General features: G+C 40.3%; 29 protein-coding genes and 1 other annotated feature. Of the genes, 25 read left to right on the top strand and 4 right to left on the bottom strand.

Annotation, left to right across the window (positions count from 1 at the left end):
• Nucleotides 1-30: 30 nt before the first annotated feature.
• A complete protein-coding gene (locus tag E2L03_RS03540; protein ID WP_055736283.1) occupies nucleotides 31-948 on the bottom strand; it encodes an aldo/keto reductase in 918 nt (305 codons plus the stop codon).
• Nucleotides 949-1,067: 119 nt separating this feature from the next.
• Between E2L03_RS03540 and E2L03_RS03535 the strand changes: the two genes are divergently transcribed.
• The 10 genes from E2L03_RS03535 (at nucleotide 1,068) to E2L03_RS03495 (ending at nucleotide 7,745) form a co-directional block, all read left to right on the top strand.
• Nucleotides 1,068-1,787 carry a peptidoglycan DD-metalloendopeptidase family protein gene (locus E2L03_RS03535; protein ID WP_055736284.1) on the top strand — a complete coding sequence of 240 codons (720 nt, stop codon included), beginning with the start codon at nucleotides 1,068-1,070 and terminating at the stop codon, nucleotides 1,785-1,787.
• Entirely contained in the window at nucleotides 1,780-2,619 is an 840-nt protein-coding gene (locus tag E2L03_RS03530; RefSeq protein WP_166740177.1) for a M50 family metallopeptidase, read from the top strand. The genes E2L03_RS03535 and E2L03_RS03530 overlap by 8 nt, the downstream gene beginning before the upstream one ends.
• Before the next feature lie 87 nt (nucleotides 2,620-2,706).
• A complete protein-coding gene (locus tag E2L03_RS03525; protein WP_166740176.1) occupies nucleotides 2,707-4,173 on the top strand; it encodes an Rne/Rng family ribonuclease in 1,467 nt (488 codons plus the stop codon).
• 55 nt (nucleotides 4,174-4,228) lie between these two features.
• Nucleotides 4,229-4,302 (top strand) — a sequence feature (ribosomal protein L21 leader region).
• Nucleotides 4,303-4,314: 12 nt separating this feature from the next.
• Nucleotides 4,315-4,623, top strand: coding sequence for a 50S ribosomal protein L21 (gene rplU, locus E2L03_RS03520; protein ID WP_038481589.1), 309 nt, complete (start codon nucleotides 4,315-4,317; stop codon nucleotides 4,621-4,623).
• A 5-nt stretch (nucleotides 4,624-4,628) separates the two neighbouring features.
• Nucleotides 4,629-4,970: a ribosomal-processing cysteine protease Prp gene (locus E2L03_RS03515; RefSeq protein ID WP_055736287.1), complete on the top strand. Its 342-nt coding sequence runs from the start codon at nucleotides 4,629-4,631 to the stop codon at nucleotides 4,968-4,970.
• A gap of 4 nt (nucleotides 4,971-4,974) precedes the next feature.
• The gene (gene rpmA, locus E2L03_RS03510; protein ID WP_038481584.1) at nucleotides 4,975-5,253 is read left to right on the top strand and encodes a 50S ribosomal protein L27; all 279 of its coding nucleotides are present in this window, start codon (nucleotides 4,975-4,977) and stop codon (nucleotides 5,251-5,253) included.
• Nucleotides 5,254-5,461: 208 nt separating this feature from the next.
• Entirely contained in the window at nucleotides 5,462-5,749 is a 288-nt protein-coding gene (locus E2L03_RS03505; protein ID WP_038481581.1) for an AbrB/MazE/SpoVT family DNA-binding domain-containing protein, read from the top strand.
• A gap of 57 nt (nucleotides 5,750-5,806) precedes the next feature.
• A complete protein-coding gene (locus tag E2L03_RS03500; protein WP_134258573.1) occupies nucleotides 5,807-6,955 on the top strand; it encodes an amidohydrolase in 1,149 nt (382 codons plus the stop codon).
• 26 nt (nucleotides 6,956-6,981) lie between these two features.
• Complete coding sequence (locus E2L03_RS20805; RefSeq protein WP_269083167.1) at nucleotides 6,982-7,116, top strand: hypothetical protein; 135 nt, start codon at nucleotides 6,982-6,984, stop codon at nucleotides 7,114-7,116.
• A 5-nt stretch (nucleotides 7,117-7,121) separates the two neighbouring features.
• Nucleotides 7,122-7,745, top strand: a complete 624-nt coding sequence (locus E2L03_RS03495) for a uracil-DNA glycosylase (RefSeq protein ID WP_134258572.1) — start codon at nucleotides 7,122-7,124, stop codon at nucleotides 7,743-7,745.
• Nucleotide 7,746: 1 nt separating this feature from the next.
• Here the strand turns inward: E2L03_RS03495 and E2L03_RS03490 are convergent, their stop codons facing one another.
• Nucleotides 7,747-8,190 (bottom strand): DUF4385 domain-containing protein, encoded by a 444-nt coding sequence (locus tag E2L03_RS03490; RefSeq protein WP_038481570.1) that lies wholly within the window; start codon nucleotides 8,188-8,190, stop codon nucleotides 7,747-7,749.
• A gap of 75 nt (nucleotides 8,191-8,265) precedes the next feature.
• Nucleotides 8,266-9,381, bottom strand: a complete 1,116-nt coding sequence (locus tag E2L03_RS03485; protein WP_134258571.1) for an NAD(P)/FAD-dependent oxidoreductase — start codon at nucleotides 9,379-9,381, stop codon at nucleotides 8,266-8,268.
• Between the two features lie 130 nt (nucleotides 9,382-9,511).
• Between E2L03_RS03485 and E2L03_RS03480 the strand changes: the two genes are divergently transcribed.
• The 12 genes from E2L03_RS03480 to E2L03_RS03425 all read left to right on the top strand — a co-directional run bounded on the left by E2L03_RS03480 (nucleotide 9,512) and on the right by E2L03_RS03425 (nucleotide 20,589).
• Nucleotides 9,512-10,204: a gamma-glutamyl-gamma-aminobutyrate hydrolase family protein gene (locus tag E2L03_RS03480; RefSeq protein ID WP_038481565.1), complete on the top strand. Its 693-nt coding sequence runs from the start codon at nucleotides 9,512-9,514 to the stop codon at nucleotides 10,202-10,204.
• Nucleotides 10,205-10,249: 45 nt separating this feature from the next.
• Nucleotides 10,250-11,713: an amidase family protein gene (locus E2L03_RS03475; RefSeq protein ID WP_134258570.1), complete on the top strand. Its 1,464-nt coding sequence runs from the start codon at nucleotides 10,250-10,252 to the stop codon at nucleotides 11,711-11,713.
• Nucleotides 11,714-11,784: 71 nt separating this feature from the next.
• Nucleotides 11,785-12,258 (top strand): DinB family protein, encoded by a 474-nt coding sequence (locus E2L03_RS03470; RefSeq protein WP_038481559.1) that lies wholly within the window; start codon nucleotides 11,785-11,787, stop codon nucleotides 12,256-12,258.
• Nucleotides 12,259-12,479: 221 nt separating this feature from the next.
• Nucleotides 12,480-13,406 (top strand): phosphate ABC transporter substrate-binding protein, encoded by a 927-nt coding sequence (locus E2L03_RS03465; RefSeq protein WP_095150469.1) that lies wholly within the window; start codon nucleotides 12,480-12,482, stop codon nucleotides 13,404-13,406.
• A 91-nt stretch (nucleotides 13,407-13,497) separates the two neighbouring features.
• A complete protein-coding gene (gene pstC / locus E2L03_RS03460; RefSeq protein WP_055736295.1) occupies nucleotides 13,498-14,427 on the top strand; it encodes a phosphate ABC transporter permease subunit PstC in 930 nt (309 codons plus the stop codon).
• Nucleotides 14,424-15,311 (top strand): phosphate ABC transporter permease PstA, encoded by an 888-nt coding sequence (pstA, locus tag E2L03_RS03455; protein WP_055736296.1) that lies wholly within the window; start codon nucleotides 14,424-14,426, stop codon nucleotides 15,309-15,311. Before pstC ends, pstA begins: the two co-directional genes overlap by 4 nt.
• 10 nt (nucleotides 15,312-15,321) lie before the next feature.
• On the top strand, nucleotides 15,322-16,125 hold the full coding sequence (pstB, locus tag E2L03_RS03450) for a phosphate ABC transporter ATP-binding protein PstB (RefSeq protein ID WP_038481547.1): 804 nt from the start codon (nucleotides 15,322-15,324) through the stop codon (nucleotides 16,123-16,125).
• Between the two features lie 14 nt (nucleotides 16,126-16,139).
• A complete protein-coding gene (gene pstB, locus E2L03_RS03445; RefSeq protein ID WP_055736297.1) occupies nucleotides 16,140-16,916 on the top strand; it encodes a phosphate ABC transporter ATP-binding protein PstB in 777 nt (258 codons plus the stop codon).
• Between the two features lie 12 nt (nucleotides 16,917-16,928).
• Entirely contained in the window at nucleotides 16,929-17,576 is a 648-nt protein-coding gene (gene phoU / locus E2L03_RS03440; protein ID WP_038481541.1) for a phosphate signaling complex protein PhoU, read from the top strand.
• A gap of 81 nt (nucleotides 17,577-17,657) precedes the next feature.
• A complete protein-coding gene (locus E2L03_RS03435) occupies nucleotides 17,658-18,026 on the top strand; it encodes a hypothetical protein (RefSeq protein WP_038481538.1) in 369 nt (122 codons plus the stop codon).
• A gap of 168 nt (nucleotides 18,027-18,194) precedes the next feature.
• The gene (locus E2L03_RS03430) at nucleotides 18,195-20,153 is read left to right on the top strand and encodes a chemotaxis protein CheA (RefSeq protein WP_134258569.1); all 1,959 of its coding nucleotides are present in this window, start codon (nucleotides 18,195-18,197) and stop codon (nucleotides 20,151-20,153) included.
• Complete coding sequence (locus E2L03_RS03425) at nucleotides 20,143-20,589, top strand: chemotaxis protein CheW (protein WP_134258568.1); 447 nt, start codon at nucleotides 20,143-20,145, stop codon at nucleotides 20,587-20,589. Before E2L03_RS03430 ends, E2L03_RS03425 begins: the two co-directional genes overlap by 11 nt.
• Before the next feature lie 51 nt (nucleotides 20,590-20,640).
• Here the strand turns inward: E2L03_RS03425 and asnB are convergent, their stop codons facing one another.
• Nucleotides 20,641-22,524, bottom strand: coding sequence for an asparagine synthase (glutamine-hydrolyzing) (asnB, locus tag E2L03_RS03420; protein ID WP_134258567.1), 1,884 nt, complete (start codon nucleotides 22,522-22,524; stop codon nucleotides 20,641-20,643).
• A gap of 156 nt (nucleotides 22,525-22,680) precedes the next feature.
• On the opposite strand from asnB, the gene E2L03_RS03415 reads away from it, so the two are divergent.
• The 3 genes from E2L03_RS03415 to E2L03_RS03405 all read left to right on the top strand — a co-directional run bounded on the left by E2L03_RS03415 (nucleotide 22,681) and on the right by E2L03_RS03405 (nucleotide 25,526).
• Nucleotides 22,681-22,977, top strand: a complete 297-nt coding sequence (locus E2L03_RS03415) for an IDEAL domain-containing protein (RefSeq protein WP_038481532.1) — start codon at nucleotides 22,681-22,683, stop codon at nucleotides 22,975-22,977.
• A gap of 201 nt (nucleotides 22,978-23,178) precedes the next feature.
• Entirely contained in the window at nucleotides 23,179-24,021 is an 843-nt protein-coding gene (locus E2L03_RS03410) for a dimethylarginine dimethylaminohydrolase family protein (protein ID WP_055736301.1), read from the top strand.
• 62 nt (nucleotides 24,022-24,083) lie between these two features.
• On the top strand, nucleotides 24,084-25,526 hold the full coding sequence (locus E2L03_RS03405; RefSeq protein ID WP_176463653.1) for an acyl-CoA carboxylase subunit beta: 1,443 nt from the start codon (nucleotides 24,084-24,086) through the stop codon (nucleotides 25,524-25,526).
• Nucleotides 25,527-25,589 lie beyond the last annotated feature (63 nt).

Genomic DNA, 25,589 nt, shown 5'->3' with positions numbered 1-25,589 from the left:
GAAAAAGACCGGGACGCCGGTCTTTTTCTACTACATACGATGCTGTTCATAAACATCGTTCTTTGTAATACGTGCGATGTTCTCCAACTCTTTTTCAGCTAATGATTCGTCTGTAATGGCTTTTACATTCTGTCGAATTTGCTCTATGCTGCTTGCGCCCGCTACGACACTTGCTACAGGTGAGTGGGATAAACAGTAGTGATAGGCCAGTCCATTTAATGAATTGGTATGCCCATAATTTTGCTGCAGAATATCTCTTAATTGAGCTAGCTCTTTTGAAGAGTAGGATAAATAACCGTCTTTAGCTGCTTTTACTTGGTGCAATGCTCGATTGGTTAAGATGCCTTTTGCTAATGAGCCTCTAGTAACAACACTAATCTGTTTTTCCTCTAAATAAGGAAACAATTCTTCTGGACGACGATCAAGGATGCTGTACTGCATCATAATGGAGACGATTCCTGAACGCTCCGCATATTCTTTAATAACATTTGGACGGATGGAAGAAAGACCATACTCACGAATATACCCTTCCCTTTTCAATTCTTCGAAAGCGGAGATTGTCTCGTCGATAGGGTCATCAATTGTTCCACCGTGTAATTGGTATAAATCAATATAATCAATGCTCAAACGTGACAGGCTATTTTTAACGGCACTTTTAATATGAGCTTTAGAAGGGTCCCATTCCCAGCCCTCTTTTCCTGGTGTAAAACGATTGCCAGCCTTTGTTGCAAGAATGACTTGATCCCGTTTTCCTTTAATTGCTTTTCCTATAATCTCTTCGTTTTGCCCATAATCATATAAATCTGCAGTATCCAAATAATTAATGCCTAATTCTAGCGCTTCATCGATAATCGATTTTGCGGTTTCTATGTTTGTACCAAGAGACATTCCACCTAATCCCATCGTGCTGACAGAAAGGGACGATTGCCCAAGTTTTCTTTTTTCCATCCAATCACTCCTTCTAGAAAAATCTATTCCCTATTTATTTTAGTATTAATCTGAATAGATGAACAGGACAAGTCATACGATGAAAGAAAGTGTGTTTCGCAAGTTAAGGAGGGCTTAAGGTGGATCGACGAAAACAAATTGAAAAACAAATTGCTTTAAAGCAGAAACAAAAAGAAGGCAATCCTACCCAACTGGAGGACCGCTCGCCATTTCCACGAACAGAAGACAAGGAGCCAACCTCTTCTCGCTTTCATAAATTAGCGCTGCAATCAATTCTCTCAGGTTGTTTGTTCTTTGCAATTGGAATTGCCTATGATGCCAATCATAAGCAAGCGGAAAGTGTTCAAGCATTCGTCAATCATTCATTTGAAGAACATTTTCAATTTGCAGCTGTTTCCTCTTATTTTGAAAGTGTGTTCGGCTCACCATTAGAATTGTTACCTGATCAAAGGGCACAAGAAGGTAGTGACGACATTGTCAATTATGCATTGCCCGCTTCAGGTAGTATTAAAGAAAGCTTTTCTGAAGACCGGAAGGGCATCCTACTTGAAACGGGTGTGGAAGAAGTGGTAAAAGCAGTAAAGGGCGGTCATGTTATTAATTTGTATGAAGATGAAGAATCGCTTGGGCAAGTGGTTGAGCTTCAGCATCAAGACGGGACTGTATCCGTCTATGGAATGTTAGATGATGTGCACGTACGCCCTTATGATATTCTATCAAGAGGAGCGGCAATTGGTACGATCCTTGAAACCGATGAAGAACAGGCTGGATTGTTCTACTTCGCATTAAAAGAAAATGGTGAGTACATTGACCCTAGCACTGTGATGAACTTTGATTAATTTTTTAAAGAAAATACACATCCATCCTTTTTTTTGGGTCATTATAGCAATGGGTGTGCTAAGTGGGCGTTTTAAAGAAGTGCTCATGCTTTTATTCATCGTTTTTGTCCATGAGATGGGTCATGTATGGATGGCGCGGCGGTTTCATTGGGACGTGATTAAGATTGAACTATTGCCTTTCGGTGGAGCCGCTGTTTTAGAACCTAAAGGCATTCGACCTGCTAGAGAAGAGGCATGGATTGTCTGTTGGGGACCCTTTCAACATAGTTGGATGATTGGGCTCTCCTATATTCTTTTACACACGACAGACGTTTGGATGATACAAGATCATCAATTATTTATTAGCCATAACATAGCCATCCTACTCTTCAATTTCATTCCTATTCATCCCCTTGATGGTGGAAGGCTTGTCCATCTTCTTTACAGCGCTTTCCTGCCTTATAAACTAGCAATGAAGGCGACATGGTTAACGTCCCTTATCCTGCTTACCCTTGGCTTCTTTGTTGTACTTGTTCTTATGCTCAAGCTAAATCTCATGATGATTTTTTCTTTCCTGCTCCTTACACTTATCTTAGATTATCGCCAACGAAATTATCGGTTTATTCGTTTTTTAATGGCTAAAATAAACGATCAAACCTCAACAAAGCAGTCAGCTCTTTATGTTGAGAGAGAAACGACCCTTAAAGTAGTAAGTGAACAGATTAGAAAAAATCACTTACACACCATTGTAGTAGAGAATAACGCTCGGTACACTTATTCGTTAGAAGCAGTGTTAGACGCCTACTTTCAAAAAGGTTCACACGTGAAGATAGACGAATTAGATAAAAGGTAACGAGACAAGTTTGTGTCTTCTTTTTGCATCCTTTACAATAAAAAGGAAGGAAAAAGGAGCAGTATACAAATGACCAAAACAATAAGAATGAAAAAAACATCATTAAAACGAGAAGCGGTCGTTATTGATGAACATGGAAAAGCAGTAGAATGGTATGTCGAAAGCGAATTTATTCCTAATCTAATAGGATCTGTTTTTAAAGCGAAAGTTGAAAAAGTAATGCCAAATATGCAGGCTGCTTTTGTGTCAATTGGAGGCGAAAAGAACGGTTTTCTTCATCGAGATGAGTTAGTAGCCTATCAAAGGGATGCTCGTAATGGGAATGAGGAGCGATCGATTAACCAATATGTAAAAGCTGGTTCCGAGATGACTGTGCAAGTTACGAAAGAAAGTGATGGAACGAAGGGACCGCGACTAACGGAAATCATCTCTTTACCAGGACATGCGATTGTTTATTTACCAGAAGGGCATGGTGTGTCACTATCAAAAAAGATACGTGAAGAGGAGAAACGCCAATCTTTAGCTGATTACCTTACTTCTTTACTACAAGGTGATGAGGGTGTGATCGTAAGAACCCAGGGTGAAAAAGCTACCCGTGCGGATATTGAAGAAGAAATCCGGTTTTTAAGAGCACTTTGGAAGAAAACACAGACAGATCAAGCTCAAGTTCCGTCACAACTGTTCCAAGGTTCTTCTTTAATTGAGCAGCTGATAAAACGCCATTGTAACGAGGAGCTTCACGAATGGTTTGTGGATGAGTATGATGACTTTCTAATGTTGAAGCAATTACTACCGGCTTCATTGAAAGAAAGGGTTCGACTGACAGCCGGAAGTGAAGATGTTTTCTTGTCTGTTTCAGGGCAGCTTCAGAAGGCGATGCGACGTCATCTATGGTTGAAGAATGGTGGCTATTTAATCTTTGATGAAACTGAGGCACTTACTGTTGTAGATGTAAACTCAGGTAGATACACAAAGAAAGCAACAAAATCTCAAATGGCTTTTGAAGTGAACCAACAAGCAGCCGTGGAAATTTGTCGACAACTGCGCTTACGAAATTATAGCGGAATGATTTTAATCGATTTTATTGAAATGGAAAGCGAAAAAGCACAACGAGACATTTTGAAACAAGTTGAAGAAGAGTTACTGCAGGATCATATCAAAACGAGTGTAAAGGGCTTTACGAAGCTAGGCATGCTAGAGTTGACACGGCGAAAAGCTTCTTTACCAATGGCAGAAATGGTGCAGCAGACTTGTCCAACATGCGAAGGTAGTGGACGGATTTTAACGAATCATGGTTTTGCTTTTCAATTGGAAAATGAATTAGCCCAGCTACGTGGTGTTGAATGTATGCTTGTTCAAGCTCGACCGGAGCTAGTGCACTTATTTCATGAAAACGAAGCGTCTGTGTTAAAGCGGTTAGAGTCTTGGTTGAATGCAAGTGTTCTTTTGGTAAGCACCAACCAACTACCAGTGGAAAAACCATATGAGATTCTGTTTCAAGGTACCGAACAGGCAGCAAAAAATCGACTCAAAACCCTTACGAACAATGATTGACAGCGAATTCGAAACTGTGCTATGATGATGTGTGTTAGTGATTTGGTAGCACCCAATGAACTTACAACCGCGCGGATTAGGTGTTAAACGGACACGTTCCTGCCTAAAATGGCGAGTCTTATGTTATGAGGAGGTGCAGAAATGTACGCAATTATTGAAACTGGTGGTAAACAAATCAAAGTTGAAGAAGGTCAAGAGATCTACGTTGAGAAACTAGATGCTGAGGCTGGAGCAGAAGTAAGCTTTGATAAAGTCCTATTTGTAGGTGGCGATTCAGCAAAAGTCGGCGCTCCATTCGTAGAAGGTGCTTCTGTTACGGGAACGGTTGAAAAACACGGACGTAATAAGAAAATCATCGTTTACAAAATGAAAGCGAAGAAAAACTACCGTCGTAAGCAAGGTCATCGTCAACCGTATACAAAAGTTGTAATTGGTAAAATTAACGGCTAAGCCCGATGATACGTATTCAATTTCACCATGATCAAGAAGAGAATATTACAATGTTCACGATGAGCGGACATGCTGAAGCCGGTCCTCACGGACAAGATATTGTTTGTGCAGGTGCTTCTGCTGTTTCCATTGGAGCAATTAATGCAGTTCATGCGTTATGTGGTGTTGATCTTGTTGTTGATTTGGCTGGTTCAGAAGGTGGCTATTTACACTGTGAAGTTCCAGAAAATCTGGATACAAAAACATATGATCAAGTTCAATTGCTTTTGAAAGGGATGGAACTTTCTCTTCATTCAATGGAACAATCATATCGCTCATTTATGAGTATTGAAACCGACAGGAGGTGACGATATGTTAAGAATGGACCTTCAATTTTTCGCATCGAAAAAGGGAGTAGGTAGTACGAAAAACGGTCGTGATTCTCGTTCTAAACGCCTAGGCGCAAAGCGTGCTGATGGTCAAACGGTAACGGGAGGATCAATCCTTGTTCGTCAAAGAGGTACACGCGTTTACCCTGGAACAAACGTTGGTAAAGGTGGAGACGACACTCTTTTTGCGAAAGTAGACGGTGTTGTTAAATACGAGCGCGTTGGTCGTGATCGTAAACAAGTTAGTGTATATCCAGCATAAAACCTTGCATACGCAAGGTTTTTTTTTATGAAAAAAATCGTTTTGAAAATGATTAAAAAGTACTAGGTAAGCTAGCAGCTTTTGGAATTCAGATGCGACTTAACACTAATTTTGTCGAAACACACTGTTAAAACAGGAAAAGATGAAGTAAACTAGAATGGTGAATAAATAGGTAAAATTAGGAATTCGTCAAGGAGGAGTTAAAAAAGTGAAATCAACAGGTATTGTTAGAAAGTTAGATCAGTTAGGTCGCATTGTGATTCCCAAAGAGTTAAGAAGCATGTTAAATATTGAGATTAAAACACCTCTCGCTATTTTAATTGATGGCGATCAAATTGTGCTAGAGAAATATCAGCCCTACAGTGCGTGTTTGATTACTGGGGAGAGTTCGGATGAAAATATTAAACTCGCAAATGGCAGTATTTGTTTAAGTAAAGAAGGTGCCGAACAACTCATTAAAGAGTTACAAGAAAAAATGAACGATCCCCACCGTTAGCCAAAAAGAAGGCAGCGGTTTTTTTGCGTCGAACTAGTATAGATAGGAGTTGATGGAATGAAACAAACGGTTATAACGAACGGTAAAGTCTGGTCAGGTGTTAAAACAGAAGTAGAATCAGTTGAAATTTTAATAGAAGGGCATCAAATAATTGATGTTGCCAAGAAGGTAAATCGCAGAGAAGATAGCATTATTATTGATGCAAATGGAAGTTGGGTGACTCCTGGGATCATAGATGTTCACACTCATTTAGGTGTTTACGCACAAGATGTTGGAAAAGCAGGACATGATTTTAATGAGATTACTAAACCATGTACACCAGAGGTACGAGCGATTGATGGAATTGATCCAAGTGATAGTGGCTTTTTCGATGCGCGAAAAGCCGGTGTGACGACTGTTCAAGTTCTTCCAGGGAGTGCAAATGTAATTGGTGGTGAAACATGTGTCATTAAAACAACGGGTCGCTCTGTAGATGAAATGATTGTTAAAGCACCATCGGCAATGAAAGCCGCTTTAGGTGAAAATCCAAAATCTGTTCACGGGGCAAAAGGAAAAATGCCTGTCACGAGAATGGGGGTTGCTGCAGTTCTTCGTCAAGAGTTAATGCATGCGCAGGATTATGGAGATCGAAAAGCAAAGGGTGAGGTTTCCATGAGAGATTTAGGAATGGAACAACTGTTGCCAGTTCTCAAGGGGGAACTACCAATGCGTATCCATGCTCACCGGGCAGATGATATCTTGACAGCGATTCGGATCGCAAAGGAATTTTCAATTGAAATAACCATTGAGCATGTAACAGAAGGACATCTCGTTGAAAAAGAACTGCTTGAAAGTGATTTTCGTTTTACGATTGGCCCTACATTCTCTGCAAGGTCTAAGCAAGAACTTGCCAATAAAAGTTGGGATACGGTGAAAGGCTTTGCAAATGCAGGTGTACCCTTTACTATCACCACAGATCACCCTGTTATTCCAATAGAACATTTAGTCACAACTGCTGGGTATGCACGAAAACACGGAATTGATGAACATACACTTCTAAAGGCGATAACGGTGTACGCAGCAGAACATCTTCATTTAGAACACCGAGTAGGAAGTATTGAAAGTGGTAAAGATGCCGATGTTGTGATTTGGAGTGGCCATCCCTTAGCGATTGACACAGTGGTCGAACAGACGATTATAAATGGTGAAGCGGTCTATACTAGGTAATAAACGAAAAGAGGAAGTAGGTTTCTATGAAAAGCCGAGATCAACACCAGCTTTACACCTTGCATCAAATGATCTGGTGCGCTACAAGTGATGGAGAGCGCAAACGATGTATTACGAAGTTAGCGCTCTTGCAAGCTCAATTAAAGGCTAAACGAGGCTAAGGAAAATGCTGAAATCAGAAGTTATACAAGACGCAAAAAGACGAATGCAGCCTTTCCCTTGTGAAGGATTTCTACACGGTGAAGGCAATGAAAGGGCGCGTGTTTTATTCGTCGGTGAAGCGCCGGGACGAACGGAAATTGTGACCGGGAAACCTTTTTCTGGACAGTCTGAAAAAAGCTTTGAAGCATATTTACAGCTAATCGGACTAAGTCGTGAGGATATTTATGTGACAAGTACTGTTCGTAGTAGGCCCTATAAAACCGATAGTAAAAGCATAAACAAGCCGGTTCAAGAGCGTGGCAATCGTACGCCAACAAAAAGGGAAATTGCGGCACATGCGGTTCTTCTAGATGAAACGATTGCTTCAATTCAACCTGAAATCATTGTAACGTTAGGCAGAATTGCACTAGAACGCTTAGCTGGTTCTCAGTTTAAGGTTAGCGTGCAACATGGAAAACCCTTTTGCACCAAATTACGATCTTATGGGTCAGAGGGGACGTATACACGAAAGAATTGGTCGATCGTCTTTCCAACGTATCATCCTTCTGCCATTTTTTATCGACCAGCCATTAAAGAATCGATACTAGCTGACATGAAAGAATTAAAACAGCTCTTGACCATCTTGTAAATTAACCATAACGGTCTTGATGCTGTTTTTTCATGTTTAAATAGTCTTGGTCCTCTCGAACAATTTTCCATTTTTCTTCAAAATAACGCGCTGCTGTTGCCTTTTCTTCGTCAATATCTCGTTCATTTAAATGACCATCTTGATCGTATTTTTTGCCACCTGGATAATTAGCGTATCGTCTTGCCCTCGTATAACCCATCTGCAAAAACTTTCTTGCCATATCCATCCCAACAAAGTCTTCCTCTTCTTGATACTGGAGAAATTGTGTGTATATCTTTTCTGCAGAAGCTTTAGCAATATCAGGTGTTTTAAAGCGCCAATGGGGTAAAATCTCACTTTTATAAGGTTCAACCATTAAGACTCCTTGCTCGCCTCGGCCTACAAGGTATTTTTCTGGGGATTTGCGGTGATTCGCATGTTTGTCCATTTGTTTATAGTAGCTCATCTTTACACCTCCACTCATACCATACCCGTATGTAGCCATCTGTAAGCGAAAAAAAGCCCAGCGAATAGACTGGACTTAGTGCTTTATAATCGAAGCTACATCATACAGGGATGGTGAGAGCGGTACCTCTCGATTAGCGAGAGATTCAGCGAGTGCAAAGCCGATATAAGGTCCAGCAGTGAGACCAGTAGAGCCAAGTCCGTTTGCTATCCAGACCGTTTTATGATTCGGTAGTCTTCCGAACAATGGCATATGGTGTGGGGCAACTGGACGAAAGCCTACTTTCGTATCAATGTATGTAGCCGCTTTTAAACCAGGAGCTACAGATAATGCTTCGTGGAGTATAGTATGAATGGCGTCAACGGTGATGGACGATTCAAAGTTTGTATGATTTTCGTAAGTAGAACCTGCAATAATTTTTCCATCTTCAAAAGCAAGAAGATATTGATTACCAGGCGGAATGACAACGGGCCAATGAGATGTGTCGGCATCAATTTGCATATGAACAATTTGCGCTTTTTGATCCCGAATATCAATTGACATCGATGTTGATTCGAAAAGTGGTTTTACCCAGGCACCATTCGTAATAATCAGTTCATCGTAGTCTACTTCACCGGCACTTGTAACGACGGCTATTCGCCCATTCTCATGTTCTTTTACAGATGCTTCATCGTGAAGAATCGAGGCACCAAGGGTTTGAGCAGCTTGCTGAATAGAGTTTGTTAATAGCTGACCATCTACACGGCCTGCCCCTTCTACTAATACGCCGTAATAGTTTGAGTGAAGGAGTGGAAAGTGCTCTTGTAGCTCTTCTCCTTCAAGATAAGTGAGCGAGCCAATTTCCGGTGCTTCTTGACGTTTCTCAGTTGCACGCTCAATGGTTTCTAACACATTCTCTTTTTTTTCATGTATCCATAAGGCCCCAGTACGCTTAAATCCAGTCTCATCCCCACCAAGTGCCGTTAATGATTTCACAAACGACGGGTAATAGGCCGCACTTCTTCTTACCAATTGATACCAGGCCTGATTTCTTCTTTTCGAAAGCCAAGGACACACAATACCAGCTGCAGCATTTGTAGCACGATGGGGATGACGACTATCTATAAGAATAACGTCGTAGCCTTGTTTTGCTAAATGGAAAGCTGTGGAACTTCCAACAATTCCACCACCAAGAATCACAATTCGTTTCATAAATATAAATGCCTCACTTCTGTTCAAACGATCATTAGAAAAGCGTAGCGAATTCAGTGGGAAATGTCAATTATGCTCTTGACATCATTTGTAAGGCTACGCATAGTGTAAGTAAAAAGGAGGCTAGCAAATGATTCTAATTGGGATTACTTCATCTATTGTTGAAGGCGGAAGACTAAGTACAGCAATCGACAATATTTCGGCAATCAATGATGAATCCGTACTTCCTGTTATCTTGCCAAATATTGAGCCTGATAAAGCATGGCACTACATAAAAACAGTTGACGGTGTATTATTAACGGGAGGCGGCGACATTAATCCGATGTTATTTAATGAAGATCCACACCCGCATTTAGGCGATATTACACCCGAGCGGGATTTGTTTGAGTATGAACTAGCAAAAGCAGCTTTAGCTGAGGGGAAGCCAATATTGGGGATCTGTCGTGGCATGCAAATCTTATCCATTGCAGCAGGAGGCGATATGTATCAGGACTTACCTACACAATATGAAGGAGATCTCGTGCAACATCGTCAACGCGCACCTAGGGGATATAGGAGTCACCAAATTCAACTGAAGCCATCGTCGAAATTAGAATCAATTGTTACCTGCACCACTATGTACGTGAATAGTTTTCATCATCAAGCTGTTCGCAATGTATCATTTCCTTTTCAAGCAGTTGCTTGGACGAATGACCGTGTAATTGAAGCAATCGAACATCACTCCCATCCGTTTCAAATTGGTGTCCAGTGGCATCCGGAAAATATGACAGATAAGCAATCGAAAAAGTTGTTTCAAGCTTTTATTCATGCATGCACATCATAAGCGAAATGATGTGCGTTCTTTTATACTGAAAAAAAGGAGGCTAACATGAACTTTAATGAATACAAGCAGTACGATGGTGTAGGGCTAAGCTCATTAGTAAAAGAACGAAAAGTAAAGCCGACTGAGGTGTTGGAAGCTTGCTTGGAAGGAATTGCAGTGAATCAACAATTAAATGCCGTCATCTCAACTCGAGAAGAAAAGGTTTTTAACGAATTGGAAACAGTGAATCACAATGAACCGTTTTATCCCGTTCCTTTTTTATTGAAAAATTCATCGCAAGCCCTTGAAGGAGAAGAAATGAATGGCGGAAGTAGATTATTAAAAGGTTCCATTGCGACAACGACGAGCCACTACACTAAACGACTTCAACAAGCAGGCTTTTGTATGATGGGCTATTCCAATTCTCCGGAATTTGGGTTGAAGAATATTACGGAACCGAAGTTATACGGTGCAACCAAAAATCCATTAAATGAATCTTATTCTCCAGGTGGGTCGAGCGGTGGAGCTGCAGCTGCAGTGCAAAGTGGAATCGTACCAATTGCAGGTGCCAGTGATGGTGGTGGTTCCATTCGCATTCCTGCTTCTTTTAGTGGTCTTGTCGGTTTAAAACCGACGAGAGGACGAACGCCAGTTGGACCAGGAGCTGGAAGGCAGTGGCAGGGAGCGGCAATTGATTTTGTGCTTAGTCGTTCTGTTCGAGATAGTGCTCGTGCATTAGATGTTTTGCAAATTCATCAACCAGAAGTCGCTTTTCATACGCCGCTTTTCCAAGCAGGCTTTGAGCGAACGTTATCTAAGGAACTTCCTCCTTTACGAATTGCTTATTCTTACACTTCACCAGTGGGCACCCCTGTTTCTAACGATGCGAAACAAGCACTTATGACAACCATTCGCTATCTTGATTCTTTAGGTCATTTTGTTGAAGAGGCGACGCCAGCGATTAATGGCCGTTTATTAATGGAACAGTATTATTTAATGAATGCAGGAGAGATGGCGAATGTGCGTCAGCGACTAGAGCAATCGCTTAATCGTGTATTAACCGGAGACGATTTTGAGACAGAAGCCTTTGTGTTGGCGGAAACGGGAAAAAATGTGGGAGCAGCTGATTATGCCAATAGCTTAACATCTTGGGATCAGCATGCTGCAACAGCTATGGAATTCCACGAAACGTACGACCTTTACTTAACACCAAGTGCCGCGTCCATCGCACCAAAGATTGGTGAATTAACGCCTTCTCCTGATGATGAATTAGAGATGAAAGACCGAATTCAGCAGTTGGGGGTTAAAGATCAATTAGCGTTTGTGTACGAGATGTTTTTACCAAGTTTGACATATACACCGTTTACACAATTAGCTAATCTAACAGGTCAACCAGCCATTAGTCTACCTGTTTACAAAACAGAAGCAGGAATGCCAATTGGCGTTCAAGCAATAGCGGCGAAAGGGAATGAATCGCTATTACTTTGCCTAGGGAATTTGTTTGAGCAAAGTGAACGTTGGCAAGGGTGAGTTCGCCTGACTTGAATGGAAGAGATGCTTTTTACTATACTAGTACATGATGAAAAAAGGAGTTGGATATGATGTATCGTAAAGTTGAGGATTTTATTCAAGAGTGGAAACAGGAGTCTCAATTAACGCTATCTGTATTACAATCATTAACAGACGAGAAACTGGGACAAGCTATTGAAGAGGGGCATAATACGTTGGGGTGGCTAGGCTGGCATTTAACGACATCCCCTGTCTTTTTTGTTGGGCAACTGGGTCTTAACTTAAATGTTGATTTAGCCAACAAACAACCTAGTAGTGCAAGTGTAATCAAAGATTCTTACGATCGTGTAAGCAAAGCGTTACTCAATGCTGTGGAGCAGGTGAATTCTGATGCATTTATGGAGGAAGAACTAGAAGCATTGGGAGCCACCTTAACGAAGGGAGCAATGTTACGTTTACTTCTAAATCACCAAGCGCACCATCGTGGCCAGATGATCGTACTGCTTCGCCAAGCAGGGTTAACGGTTCCTGGTTTATATGGTCCAACAAAAGAACAATCAAGATAAATAAATGAGATGAAAGCACATGGAAAAGTCAAACGCCATGTGCTTTTTTTGTGTGTTGAAATAATCTTGATCACTGACTTTTCATGTACAACTGTTTGTAAATGCCTTCTTCATGCTTTTTACAAAAGCTTTACATGAGCCATAAATGAACTTAATACTTTCCAACTATACTTGGGCTTGTAAGAACGATACCGCTTAATAAATAGGGGGAAATAAAACAGATGAAGAAGCTAAACCTTGGAGCCGTTTTCGCAGCCTTTCTATTAACAGCAGCTGCATGTGGATCAGATGATGAAGCAAATACTGGAGGAGACAATGCATCAACCGGTGGATCGGATGAGAATAACAGCGAAGAAGTTTCAGGGAGCATTCTCGTCGCTGGCTCTAGTGCAATGGAACCGTTAGTGGCGGCAGCAAGTGAAGTCTTCATGGAAGAAAATTTAGAAGCAAGCATTTCTGTACAAGCTGGAGGTTCTGGTCAAGGCCTTTCTTCTATTGCAAGTGGACAGGTTGAAATTGGTAACTCTGACGTGTTTGCAGAAGAAAAAGATGATATTGATGCTTCTAACTTGATTGACCACCGCATTGCCGTTGTCGGAATGGGTCCAGCAGCTCATCCTGAAGTAGGAGTAGACGATCTTTCAACAGAAGAAATGATTGATATATTCACTGGGGAAGTAACCAATTGGAGTGAAATTGGTGGTGTTGATCAAGACATCGTCCTTGTAAACCGTCCAGATTCATCAGGAACGAGAGACACGTTTGTGAAGTATGGTTTAGAAGGAAATGAACCTTCTTCCGATGCGATTACAGAAGACTCATCAAGTACCGTCCGTCAAATTATTAGCGAAACACCAGGAGCTATTGGGTACCTTGCATTCTCGTATTACGATGACCAAGGTTCTGTGCTTCCATTGTCGGTAGATGGAGTCGAACAAACAGACGAAAATGTGATGTCTGGTGACTTCCCGATTTGGGCTTATATGCACTCTTATACAAATGGTGAACCGGAAGGATTAACAAAAGCGTTTATCGACTTCTTATTCAGCGAAACGGTTCAAGATGGCGTCATTCCTGAAATGGGTTATATTCCTGAAACCGGTATGCAAGTAGAGCGAGATGCTGAAGGAAACGAAACAGCGAAATAATGATAGATAAAAGAGACTTTGCTTTCATAAGTCGAGTCTCTTTTTTAAACATTGATTTTCATTGAGGAGAAGATCAAGGAGGAAGAAGTTCATGCCAGCTACCCAATCTGTAGCAGACCGTTTGCTAGACAAGAAAAAAACAATAAAAAAAGAACGCACTGGTAAACTTGTTGTTTATACATGTGCGGCCATTATTATTTTAACAACATTAGCCATTACACTCTTTCTCGTTTTACGTGGAATACAAGCATTTGTAGCGGATGGAGTTAGCCCTATTCAATTTCTTACAGGCTTAGAATGGAATCCATCTAGAAGTGCTGAGCAAGGTGGTCCGGTATACGGCGCCTTACCTTTTATTGTAGGTTCATTTGCCGTTACCATTTTAGCTGCACTCGTAGCCGCTCCTTTAGGAATTGGAGCCGCAATCTATATGACAGAAATAGCACCAAGCTGGGGGCGGAAAATTCTTCAACCAGCGGTAGAGTTATTAGTTGGAATTCCTTCCGTAGTATATGGGTTTATCGGTTTAACTCTCATTGTTCCTTTTATACGGGAAAATGTCGGTGGGCAAGGATTTGGGCTTTTTGCCGGAATGATCGTATTATCGATCATGATTTTACCAACTGTGACAAGCATCGCAACAGACGCTCTTCGCTCCATACCAAATGGAATGAGAGAATCGTCATTGGCACTCGGTGCGACGAGATGGCAAACGATTCGGCGTGTTATTGTACCAGCAGCAACACCTATGTTATTAACCGCTGTAGTGCTAGGGATGGCTCGAGCATTTGGTGAAGCCCTTGCCGTTCAGATGGTTATTGGAAACTCTCGCACAATTGCTGAATCTTTACTTGATCCAACTGCAACATTAACGACGATTATTACATTAAACATGGGGCATACGGTACCTGGAAGTACAGAAAACAATGTGCTTTGGTCGCTCGGATTAATCTTGCTTGTCATGTCTTATTTGTTCATTATCATCGTCCGTTTCTTGTCATCTAGGAGGCGTTTTTCATGAATAAACGATGGACAGATCGATTAGCAACGTCAGTATTTACGATAATTGCACTTGTAATTGTTGCCGTATTAGCCGGTTTGATTAGTTATATAGTGGTACGTGGTTTTAGCCAGCTTGATTTGGACTTTTTAACAAGCCCACCTAGTTCTTTCCGAGAAGGTGGAGGGATTGGACCACAATTATTTAATTCATTTTACATTCTAGTATTAACCATGTTATTTACAGTACCACTTGGTTTAGGCGGCGGTATTTATATGGCTGAATATGCTAAACCAGGAAAAGTGACAGATTTTATTCGTACTTGTATTGAAGTGTTGGCATCATTGCCTTCCATTGTAGTTGGTTTGTTTGGGCTACTTGTTTTTGTTCAGTTAACAGGATGGAGCTACTCAATCTTAGGTGGGGCACTTGCATTAACTGTCTTTAACTTGCCCGTAATGGTTCGTGTTGTAGAAGATTCTATTACGAGCGTACCAAGGGAGCAAAAAGAAGCCAGTCTAGCATTAGGCATTACGCATTGGGATACGATTCGAACGATTATTTTACCAGCAGCATTTCCTGGCATATTGACAGGGGTTATCTTATCTGCGGGCCGTGTGTTCGGTGAAGCTGCTGCGTTACTTTTCACGTCAGGCGTGACAACACCAAGATTAGATTGGGCAAATTTCAACCCGTTTTCCGAAACCTCACCACTTAATGTGTTTCGACCAGCAGAGACTCTTGCTGTACACATTTGGAAAGTAAATACGCAAGGGCTTGTTCCTGATGCAAGAGATATTGCTGATGGGGCGGCTCTCGTTCTTATCATCGCAGTACTCTTATTTAACTTATTAGCACGATTACTTGGACGCTATGTACACAAAAAATTAACGTCTGCAAAATAGGAGGGATTCGATGTCGACGTTGACCGTTCAAAAAGAAATGGAACAAACAGAAATGTTGACTGCACCAACGTTACTAAAAGCAGAAGATATTAATATTTATTATGGTGAAAACCATGCTGTGAAAAACTTGAATTTAACCGTTCATCGAAATGAGATACTTGCATTGATAGGCCCTTCAGGCTGTGGGAAATCGACATTTTTGCGAAGTATTAATCGAATGAACGACTTAATTCCATCAGCTAGAGTGACTGGGAATATGATGTATGAGGAAGTAAATTTATTAAGTGACGCTGTCAACGTTGTAGCGTTGCGGAAGGAAATTGGAATGGTATTTCAAAAAGCGAATCCATTTCCTAAGTCCATTTACGATAACTTAACACATGGGTTACGGTTTCACGGTGTACCAAAAAAGCAATGGAAAGACATTGTTGAGGAATCTCTTACAAAAGCTGCGCTATGGGATGAAGTAAAAGATCGCTTGCATGATTCAGCACTTGAACTCTCAGGTGGACAGCAACAGCGCTTATGTATTGCAAGAACGCTAGCATTAAAGCCTGAGGTTATTTTACTCGATGAACCCGCATCAGCACTTGACCCAATTGCTACTGCTAAAGTAGAAGAATTAATGATTGACCTTAAAAAGCAATATACAGTTGTTGTGGTGACACACAATATGCAGCAAGCATCACGAGTGTCTGATCGAACAGCGTTTTTCTACAATGGTGAACTGATTGAAACGAATCCAACAGAAAAGTTGTTTAGTAACCCTGATCATAAACAAACAGAGGCCTATATTTCTGGTCGATTTGGATAAGGAGGACATTTGCTATGGTTGCGACAATAGAGGAAACAAAATCAGTCTATAGTGTGAGAGACTTTAATTTATGGTACGGACAAAACCATGCTTTAAAAAATATTAATCTTGATTTAAATGAAAAAGAAGTGACAGCCATTATCGGCCCTTCAGGCTGTGGTAAATCAACATTTATTAAAACACTAAACTTAATGTCACGTTTAAATCCAACGATCCGAATGTCAGGCGAATTAACTTATCGGTATGAAAACCTATTGAACGCTTCAATGGACTTAGCAGAGTTACGAAAGCATGTCGGCATGGTGTTTCAAAAGCCTAATCCATTTCCAAAATCGATTTACGAAAACGTAGCCTATGGACCAAGAGTGCATGGTGTGCGAAAGAAAAAAGAGCTTGATGAACTGGTTGAATCTAGCTTAAAAGGTGCCTTTTTATGGGATGAAGTAAAAGATCGATTAAACAAAAATGCAATGGGGTTGTCTGGAGGACAACAACAACGTCTATGTATTGCACGAGCACTTGCGACGAAACCTGAAGTCTTGTTAATGGATGAGCCGACAAGTGCATTAGATCCGCTTTCAACAACAAAGATTGAAGAACTTATTTCCAATTTAAAAGGTACCTATACCGTTGTCATTGTCACACATAATATGCAGCAAGCCGCTCGTATCTCTGACAAAACCGCTTTTTTCTATATGGGTGAACTAATTGAAATGGACGATACACGTAAAATTTTCGCAAATCCTGAACATAAGCGGACAGAGGCTTATATTTCAGGTCAATTTGGATAAGGAGCGAATCGAATGTTACGAAGCATGTTTGTTCAACAGCTAGAAGAAACGGTGTCGCATATTCAAGAATTAGGTGAACGTACGCTCATACAACTAGACGAGGCCATTCAATCGTTTGAGTACCGCGATACGACAAAAGTAGAAGCGATTATCGCAAATGATAAAAAAATTAATAAGCGAGAGCTTGAATTAAATGAACAAGTATTTGATATCATTGCTAGACAACAACCAGTTGCAGGTGATTTACGTAAACTGATTGTTGTCATGAAAATTAGTGGTGACTTAGAACGTGTAGCGGATTTAGCAGTCGATATAGCTAAAGTATCAAGACGACTCTCAGATGTCGATGAGTCAACGCTAACAGAGTTAACAGTATTAGCGAAGGATGCCCGGGCAATGGTTGCAAAGGCACTTATTGCCTATAAAGAAAAAGATGTCGTATCTGCACAACAACTGGCAAAAGAAGATGACCTTATTGACGAGCAGTTTGGAAAATTTATTAAACGCTTGTTTAGACAAGATGTGAATGAGCAAAATGTGGAAGCTACAACTCAGTTAGCTTTTATCGCTCGGTATGTAGAGCGAATTGCTGATTATGCAACTAATTTATCGGAATGGATTATTTATGAAGCGAACGGACATCATTTTGATTTAAACTAACGAGGGTTGTGTACTCTCGTTTTTTTGTTTTATGCTATACTGAGTAGGTATTCTTATTCTACAGCTGAAGGAGGGCATTGCGTGATTCCTGCCCAAACCTTTTTACCGTATTTATCATTTCATAATCACGTTTGGCCACTTTTTTTTGTCGGGGCTGCTATTTGGTTACTACTGACTTGGAGAGATATTCGAACTGGGCGTACATTAATTGCTCTATTTGTTCGTGTAACGCAAATCCTTTTGCTTCTAACAGGTAGTGTCATTCTATATATGTATCAATTTATGCCTTATTATGCTGTAAAAGGCGCCATTGCTTTATTATTGTTTTCCTTTTTTGAAACGAGCAGAATGGCTTTAAAGCGGCGTGACTATGCAGGATTTTCCATACATATGGGTATTGTTGTGTTTGCTTCTTTAACGGTATGGTTACTTGGCGTGAATGGGCGCTGATGCTATTTAATGAAGGAAACGTTGGGACTAGGTTAAAGCTTGTCTCACATCCCACTAAAAGGAAGTCTCATGCTGACATACACAATACTAAACTTCTAACGAAACGAATCCGATAAAGAGTACGAGGGTAAATCTCCTCGTATTCTTTTTTTTAAGGTGGAGAATCCATTGAGTCAAAACCGTTATGTATCCATGTTCATTGATGAAAGTCTTGAACACCTGTCACTTATAAATGAGCATTTACCTAAATTAGCACAAGAAGAACATCAAGGAAAGATTCTTGATGACATTTTCCGATCGGCTCACACAATAAAAGGGATGGCTGCTTCAATGAACTTTACCGTCATGGCAGACCTCACCCATCAATTTGAGAATGTTTTAGATGATTTACGATCGGAAAAAGTACGCTTAACTGATCAACATGTCGATTTTTTTTACGCCATCGTTGATTTTCTAGATAGTTCAATTGAATCTGTTTCGGAACAAGGTATCGAACTCGCACATACACCAGAGTTAAAACAACAATTAAATGAGATGAACGAAGGTGCAGGCAAACAAACATCTACGAATCAGACGATGGATGAACATACGTTACGCATCATTGAACAGGCTGTGCAAGAAGGGATTCCGGTTAAAACCATTACCGTTAGTGTAGATGACCAAGCGATGTTAAAAGGTGTTCGTGCTTATATGGTTATCACTGAAATCACGAAGCTAGGTGAAATTCTGTACACAAACCCTTACACAGAAGCGCTAGAAGAAGGGTTATTTGAAAAGAGCTTTCAAGTAATCGTGGCTACAGGTATAGAGGCGGATGAAATTGTCCAATCAATTGGATCGTTAACAGAAATTACTCAAGTAGACGTTAAAGATTTTACGATTCAGCAACAGACACAGCAGCTGACACCTATAGCTGCCCCTGAGCGACGTCAGCAGGAAGCCAGAGAGGAAAAAACACAAAAATCAATTCGTGTCCAGTTAGGTAAGCTTGATGAACTCATGTATTTATTTGAGGAACTGGTTGTTGAAAAAAGTCGTTTAGAAGAATTATCAAGAAAAGTGGACGACACAGACTTGACCACAACAACAGAAAAGATTAATCGGAGCATTAGTCACCTTCAATCGGTTATGTTATCCATTCGAATGATGTCACTTGATACCATTTTCTCTCGTTTTCCAAAGATGGTTCGCAAAATAGCTAAAGAGGTAAACAAAGACATCGATTTTGTTATTGAGGGTGGAGAAACAGAAATAGATAAAGCGTTAATTGATGAATTAAGCGATCCACTCTTGCATTTATTACGAAACTCCATTGATCATGGAATTGAACAAAAAGAGCAGCGGCTAGCACAACAAAAAAAGGAAAAAGGTACGATTACATTAAGGGCATTTTACAAAGGCAGTCGAGTAGCAATTGAAATTGAAGATGATGGTGGCGGAATTAATCGTGAGAAAGTACTGCAAAAAGCTCTTAAACTAAACCTCCTTTCTGAAGAAGAAGCTATGGAGCGAGCGGATGAAGACATTTATCAATTGTTGTTCCAATCAGGATTTAGTACAGCCGAAGCCGTGACGGATCTGTCTGGTCGAGGTGTTGGCCTAGACGTTGTCAAAACAAATTTAAGTAAAATTGGCGGTACAATTGATGTCTATTCAACACCAGGTAAAGGATCTACTTTTTCTATTTCCTTGCCGCTTACCGTGTCAATTATGGAAGCTTTACTAGTTCAAGTAGACAATCGTCCATACGCCATTCCAGTATCTGCTGTATTGGAAACAGCAACGGTTCGACAAGAGGCGATTCACTATTCACAAGATCAAGCTATGATCCATGTTCGTGGACAGTTTATTCCCCTTTATTCTCTTCAAACATTTGTTGGCGCACCAATCCCTTTAGAGGAAGAGGAATGGTCTGTGGTGGTTTTATATCAGAAAGACAAGCTCGTAGCCCTTCGTGTAGATCATTTTATTGGTCATAGTGAGATTGTCCTTAAAACGCTCGGTCATTTATTGAAAACAACCAAAGGGTTACTAGGGGCAACGATTCTTGGCGATGGTAATATTGCGATGGTTGTAGACACATCTTTATTTTTCACGAATCAATGGAGGGCTTTTCATGAGCAATAATCTGGAGAAACTCATTGTTTTTACTAGTGGAGAGCAGCAATATGGTTTACCACTTAGTCAGCTCCTTTCAATTGAAAGGGTAAAGAACATAGCGACTGTCCCAAATACGCCAGCGGTTATTGAAGGCGTTATCCTTGTAAGAGGCGAGCTTATTGCAGTAGTCGATATGAAAAATGTATTCGAGCAGATCAAGACAGAAGATAATATACATACACGTTTACTAGTCTGTAAATGGGAAGATAAAAGCGTAGCTCTGTTGGTAGAAGAAGCAAGCGACATTGTTCAAGTAGAAGGCGATGCTTTTCAAGATCTACAGGAACAAAGTATTGATCGTTCTTTCTCAAAGCAGCTCGTACAAATGGGGGATCGCTTTGTAACAATGGTTGATTTAAAAGCTTTTATAGCTTTTCTAGAAACAGAATGTCTAGCATCCTAATGGATATACAAAACAGCTCATGGGACTCTTTCCATGAGCTGTTTTTTGATATTACATGACGTTCGTAATGGCTGTCTCATTCGTCGGAGCAAGATGTAGATCATGCCACATCATGTAGCAAAGTACCGTCCATAGCTTCCTGCTGTAGTCTGCTTTTCCTTGACGGTGATCTTCAAGCATTCTTAACAAATATTCTTTGTTAAAATATTCGTCGGCCGCGCTTGTTTTAATGGTTTGCTCAGCCCAACTGTAAAGCTCGTCTTTTAACCAAACGCGAATTGGAACTGGAAAGCCTAGCTTTTTACGCGATACAATGGATTCAGGAACAATCTCCTTCATGGCTTCACGTAAAACAAATTTCGTTGTTTTGTTCGCAAGTTTAAAGTCGGTTTGAAGGGAACGGGCAAATTCAAATACTTCTTTATCAAGAAACGGTACTCGTAATTCAAGAGAATGAGCCATTGTCATACGGTCTGCTTTAACAAGGATGTCGCTTGCAAGCCACGTATGCATATCAACATACTGCATCTTCGTAGAATCATCATAGTCACGAACGGCATCATAAAGTGGGCGTGTGACATTTGTGTATGGATGAGCCGAATTGTAAGAGTGGAATAACTCTCTTTTTTCCTCTTCATTAAAGATGAAGGCATTTCCGACATAACGCTCTTCTATCGGCGTTGTGCCTCTTAATAAGAACCCACGTCCTTTTACAGAAGATGGAAGACGGTGTGCAAGACGATTCAATGCAGGGTGAAGGCTCTTAGGTACTTTATCAAAGAACTTCAAGTCTAATGGCTCACGATAAATTCGATAGCCACCAAATAGCTCATCTGCCCCTTCGCCAGATAAAACCACTTTTACATGCTTACTTGCTTCTTTTGCTACAAAATAGAGCGGAACTGCTGCTGGGTCAGCAACTGGCTCGTCCATATGCCACATAATTTTCGGAAGTTCATGTAAAAATTCCTCTGGTGTAATAATTTTAGAAATATTACGGACACCTAATTTGTCTGCAGAGTCTTGAGCAATATCTATTTCACTGTACCCTTGTGTCTCAAAGCCAACTGTAAATGTTAACAATTCAGGGTGTTGCTCTTTTGCCATAGCGACAATCGCTGTAGAGTCGATCCCACTAGAAAGAAACGAACCAACTGGAACATCCGAGCGCATATGTTTTTCAACAGAGTTTTTAAGCACCTCTTTTGTTTCAGTTACTAATGATTCCAAAGACTGGTTGCGCGTTTGTCGATAAAAGGAGCGATCACTATAGCTTGTTACCTCAATAGACAAATGCTGATCGATCGTTAAATAATGCCCAGGCAACAATTTCTCAACTGTTGTTGTTAATGTATTTGGCTCTGGTACATATTGAAAAGTAGCGTAGTGTTGCAGCGATTCCATGTTTACTTCAATTTCTTGAATGTAGGGCATCAATGATTTTTGCTCTGAACCAAAGTGAATTCGACCATTGTCGCGCATGTAGTAAAATGGCTTAATACCAAACCGATCACGACCACAGAAAAGCGTTTTTTCTTCTGTATCCCAAATCGCAAACGCAAACATACCACGCAATTTTTTTATCATGTCTTTTCCTTCATGGGCAAAAAGAGCGATTAACACTTCCGTGTCTGAATGAGTTTGAAAAGTGACACCTTGTTCTTGCAATGCTTCACGAAGCTCAATATAGTTATAAATCTCTCCATTAAAGACCATCTGGTAGCGACCATCTTCGTAAGAGAAGGGCTGAGAGCCATTTTCTAAATCAATAATACTCAGACGTTTAAAACCTAGTCGAACGAAATCATCTTTATATTCACCCGTTGAATCTGGACCACGATGATGAATAACTTCTAAGGCTTGATTCCAGGTTTGATCGTTTGCATGATTATTTTCATTATGTTTGTGTAACAGTTCTCCTATAAAACCACACATAAGTGAGGCACCTCCGCATAAATTTGAATATAAAATTGATGATCATCAATAAAAAACGGGCTGGAACATCCATAGCCCTAAGGTTTATGACCATACTATTAAGGGTAAATACTACGTAAATCAAACGATATCATCATAACAGATGGAGGGAGAATAATGAAAGAGCCATTTGCCATTGATAAGAATGTCCTAAAGCAGTTACAAATTATTAATAGTTTAGAGGTTCGTACCGATTTGACGGTTCAATCACTCTATGCACGTGCTGTACTTGCTTATTCTAGTTACTATTTTAAAGAACAATACTTAAGAAAACAAATTGATCTTGCTTTGGAACACCGTGATAAAGAACAATTTCACATTCTTTCTTCAGAGCTCTCCTCTCACATCGAGCGCCATAAATACGGTAAAACCATTTCAGAAAATGGCTATAATTTATTTCTGACTTTTCACTAGCGATCAGACCAATCCATTTGGTCTGATTCTTTTCATTTTAATATCGGATCTACTGTATAAATTAGGTAAGAATACCTTCTTTATTATACACCTAGTTGTTGATGTACGAATATATAAAAATATAATGGAAAAAATTGATTTTTTCAATGGCTTATGCAAATCTTAATAAAGGATTGTATCAAAAGAAGGAGCTTTTTACTTATGGGAAATGAAAAAGTGTATTGTACTACTGAATTTGATCCATTAAAAGAAGTTCTCGTGTGTGAGCCAAAGTTTATGGCCATTAAAGAACCAATTAACGAAACACAGCGAAAGTATATGAATGAAAATATTGACCAAGCGCTAGCTTGCAAGCAGCATCAGTCACTTGTGGATACCATGAGAAAAGAGGGAATCGATGTAAAAGTATTGCCGCCTAATGAAGCATTCCCTGAACAAATCTTTATGCGAGATAGTGGGTTTACAATTGAAAATACACTTTATGTCGGGCGAATGGAAAGTTCGGTTAGGCAAGGCGAAGAAAAGAAATTAACAGCCTTTTTAGATTCAATTGAACGCCCGTTCTATTCCTTGCATGAAGGAACGATTGAAGGTGGCGACGTGATCGTTACAAAAGACGTTGTTTTTGTTGGTGCAAGCGGTCGTACGTCACAAAATAGTATTGACGAATTAAAAGCGAATCACAAAGAAAAACAATTTGAATGGATTACGTTTGATCATAAATTTCTTCACCTTGACTGTGTGTTTCAGCCAGTGTCTGATCATGAAGCGTTACTATACCCTGATGCTATTGAAGCTACGTCTTTAAAGAAGTTAACGGATCGGTATGACTGTATTGAGGTTACAAAAGAAGAGCAGTTTTATTTGAGTGTCAATGTGTTATCAATTGGACACAAGCGAGTCATTGCTTTGCCGCAAAATAAGAAAACCAATGATGCGTTGAGAGCAAGAGGATATACCATTATTGAAATCGATTTTTCAGAAATTATTAAATCAGGCGGCTCGTTTCGCTGTGTCACTTTACCTGTATTGCGGAAGAGCTAAACGAATAGGTTTGTTCATTCTGGTTACATTACAACCAGATCCAAAAAAAAGGGCGGATGGAAATGGACCTTAATGAACAAACCGAGTTTGAAGGGCGTCTGGAGTCCATTAGGCTTGGTGGTGGAGAGGAAAAACAAAAAGCACAACGTCAACGTGGAAAGTTGTTAGCGCGGGAACGGATTGATCAACTTCTTGATGAAAACAGCTTCTCAGAACTTTTCCGATTTGCTACTGGAAAAGATCGTCTACCAGGTGATGGTGTAGTTACTGGAATCGGCAAAATAAATGACAGGTATGTTTGTTTGTATGCCCAAGATTTCACGGTAGCTGGGGGAACATTAGGCTCGATGCATGCAAAAAAAATCTGTTCATTAATGGATTTTGCCTACGAACAACAAATGCCAATCATTGGCTTAATTGATTCAGGTGGTGCACGCATTCAAGAGGGCATTGAAGCTCTTCACGGTTATGGAGAAATTTTCAAACGAAATGTACACTATTCTGGAAAAGTTCCTCAACTTTCAATTATGCTCGGTCCTTGTGCAGGAGGTGCCGCATATTCTCCAGCACTAAGTGATGCAATTTTTATGGTAAAACGAATTAGCCAAATGTTTATTACAGGACCAAAGGTATTGCAGGCAATTAGTGGTGAGACGATGACAAGTGAAGAGCTAGGTGGCACGAATGTACATGAAACGAAGAGCGGATTAGCTCATTTTGTTGCTGAAACAGAAGAGGAAGCATTTGAACAAGTGCGTACATTTTTATCGTATTTACAAGAAAAGACTATAAAAGTAAGACAAGGGGAAAAACCTCAAGAGATTGAGGCGTGCCTTCCGAAAAGTGAGTGCGATGTTTACAATGTAAAAGACATCATTTCATGTATAGCGGACGAGCAGCAATTATTCGAACTTTCAAAAGGCTATGCAAAAAATATGGTGACTGCCTTTATTCGATTAAATGGCGAAACGGTAGGAGTAGTGGCAAATAATCCGTTACATTTAGCGGGGTGTATCGATATTGATGCGAGCGATAAAGGTGCAAGGTTTGTTCGTTTCTGTCATTGTTTTTCCATCCCGATTCTCGTTTTAGAAGACGTGAGTGGATTTATACCGGGAAAGGACCAAGAACGTAAAGGGCTGTTGCGTCATGGGGCGAAGCTCATCTATGCGTTTGCAGAAGCAACTGTTCCAAAAATTACTGTTATTCTTCGAAAAGCGTATGGAGGAGCTTTTGTCGCGTTAAATAGCAAAGGAATTGGTGCTGATTTTGTCGCGGCTTGGCCTGGTGCTTCTATTGCGGTAATGGGTCGTCAAAGTACAAAATCCATTTTAGCTGAGATGAATACGACGGATTCTCATTCTCCTTATGAAGCAGCAGAACAAGGCTACATTGATGATGTCATTTGCCCTACGGATACACGAACGTATGTCATAGATCGCTTTGCTTGTTTACAACATAAGTGTTTAGAAGATAAACGACATAGCGGTAACATGCCTATGTAATAGAAGATAATAGAATTAATTGTTTTTATCCTTTTTCGTTTGTTAATGACCACTCTTATGGTA

The organism is Shouchella oshimensis (assembly GCF_004375095.1).
GTDB classification, from domain to species: Bacteria; Bacillota; Bacilli; order Bacillales; family Bacillaceae_D; genus Shouchella; species Shouchella oshimensis.
This window is presented reverse-complemented; position numbering and strand designations above follow the sequence as displayed.

Bases quoted from the DNA above. Each gene is read 5' to 3' on its own strand.
- E2L03_RS03540 (WP_055736283.1), bottom strand. From the start codon at position 948: ATGGAAAAAAGAAAACTTGGGCAATCGTCCCTTTCTGTCAGCACGATG.
- E2L03_RS03525 (WP_166740176.1), top strand. From the start codon at position 2,707: ATGAAAAAAACATCATTAAAACGAGAAGCGGTCGTTATTGATGAACAT.
- rplU (WP_038481589.1), top strand. From the start codon at position 4,315: ATGTACGCAATTATTGAAACTGGTGGTAAACAAATCAAAGTTGAAGAA.
- E2L03_RS03515 (WP_055736287.1), top strand. From the start codon at position 4,629: ATGATACGTATTCAATTTCACCATGATCAAGAAGAGAATATTACAATG.
- rpmA (WP_038481584.1), top strand. From the start codon at position 4,975: ATGTTAAGAATGGACCTTCAATTTTTCGCATCGAAAAAGGGAGTAGGT.
- E2L03_RS03500 (WP_134258573.1), top strand. From the start codon at position 5,807: ATGAAACAAACGGTTATAACGAACGGTAAAGTCTGGTCAGGTGTTAAA.
- E2L03_RS20805 (WP_269083167.1), top strand. From the start codon at position 6,982: ATGAAAAGCCGAGATCAACACCAGCTTTACACCTTGCATCAAATGATC.
- E2L03_RS03495 (WP_134258572.1), top strand. From the start codon at position 7,122: ATGCTGAAATCAGAAGTTATACAAGACGCAAAAAGACGAATGCAGCCT.
- E2L03_RS03490 (WP_038481570.1), bottom strand. From the start codon at position 8,190: ATGAGCTACTATAAACAAATGGACAAACATGCGAATCACCGCAAATCC.
- E2L03_RS03485 (WP_134258571.1), bottom strand. From the start codon at position 9,381: ATGAAACGAATTGTGATTCTTGGTGGTGGAATTGTTGGAAGTTCCACA.
- E2L03_RS03480 (WP_038481565.1), top strand. From the start codon at position 9,512: ATGATTCTAATTGGGATTACTTCATCTATTGTTGAAGGCGGAAGACTA.
- E2L03_RS03475 (WP_134258570.1), top strand. From the start codon at position 10,250: ATGAACTTTAATGAATACAAGCAGTACGATGGTGTAGGGCTAAGCTCA.
- E2L03_RS03470 (WP_038481559.1), top strand. From the start codon at position 11,785: ATGTATCGTAAAGTTGAGGATTTTATTCAAGAGTGGAAACAGGAGTCT.
- E2L03_RS03465 (WP_095150469.1), top strand. From the start codon at position 12,480: ATGAAGAAGCTAAACCTTGGAGCCGTTTTCGCAGCCTTTCTATTAACA.
- pstC (WP_055736295.1), top strand. From the start codon at position 13,498: ATGCCAGCTACCCAATCTGTAGCAGACCGTTTGCTAGACAAGAAAAAA.
- pstA (WP_055736296.1), top strand. From the start codon at position 14,424: ATGAATAAACGATGGACAGATCGATTAGCAACGTCAGTATTTACGATA.
- pstB (WP_038481547.1), top strand. From the start codon at position 15,322: ATGTCGACGTTGACCGTTCAAAAAGAAATGGAACAAACAGAAATGTTG.
- pstB (WP_055736297.1), top strand. From the start codon at position 16,140: ATGGTTGCGACAATAGAGGAAACAAAATCAGTCTATAGTGTGAGAGAC.
- phoU (WP_038481541.1), top strand. From the start codon at position 16,929: ATGTTACGAAGCATGTTTGTTCAACAGCTAGAAGAAACGGTGTCGCAT.
- E2L03_RS03425 (WP_134258568.1), top strand. From the start codon at position 20,143: ATGAGCAATAATCTGGAGAAACTCATTGTTTTTACTAGTGGAGAGCAG.
- asnB (WP_134258567.1), bottom strand. From the start codon at position 22,524: ATGTGTGGTTTTATAGGAGAACTGTTACACAAACATAATGAAAATAAT.
- E2L03_RS03415 (WP_038481532.1), top strand. From the start codon at position 22,681: ATGAAAGAGCCATTTGCCATTGATAAGAATGTCCTAAAGCAGTTACAA.
- E2L03_RS03410 (WP_055736301.1), top strand. From the start codon at position 23,179: ATGGGAAATGAAAAAGTGTATTGTACTACTGAATTTGATCCATTAAAA.
- E2L03_RS03405 (WP_176463653.1), top strand. From the start codon at position 24,084: ATGGACCTTAATGAACAAACCGAGTTTGAAGGGCGTCTGGAGTCCATT.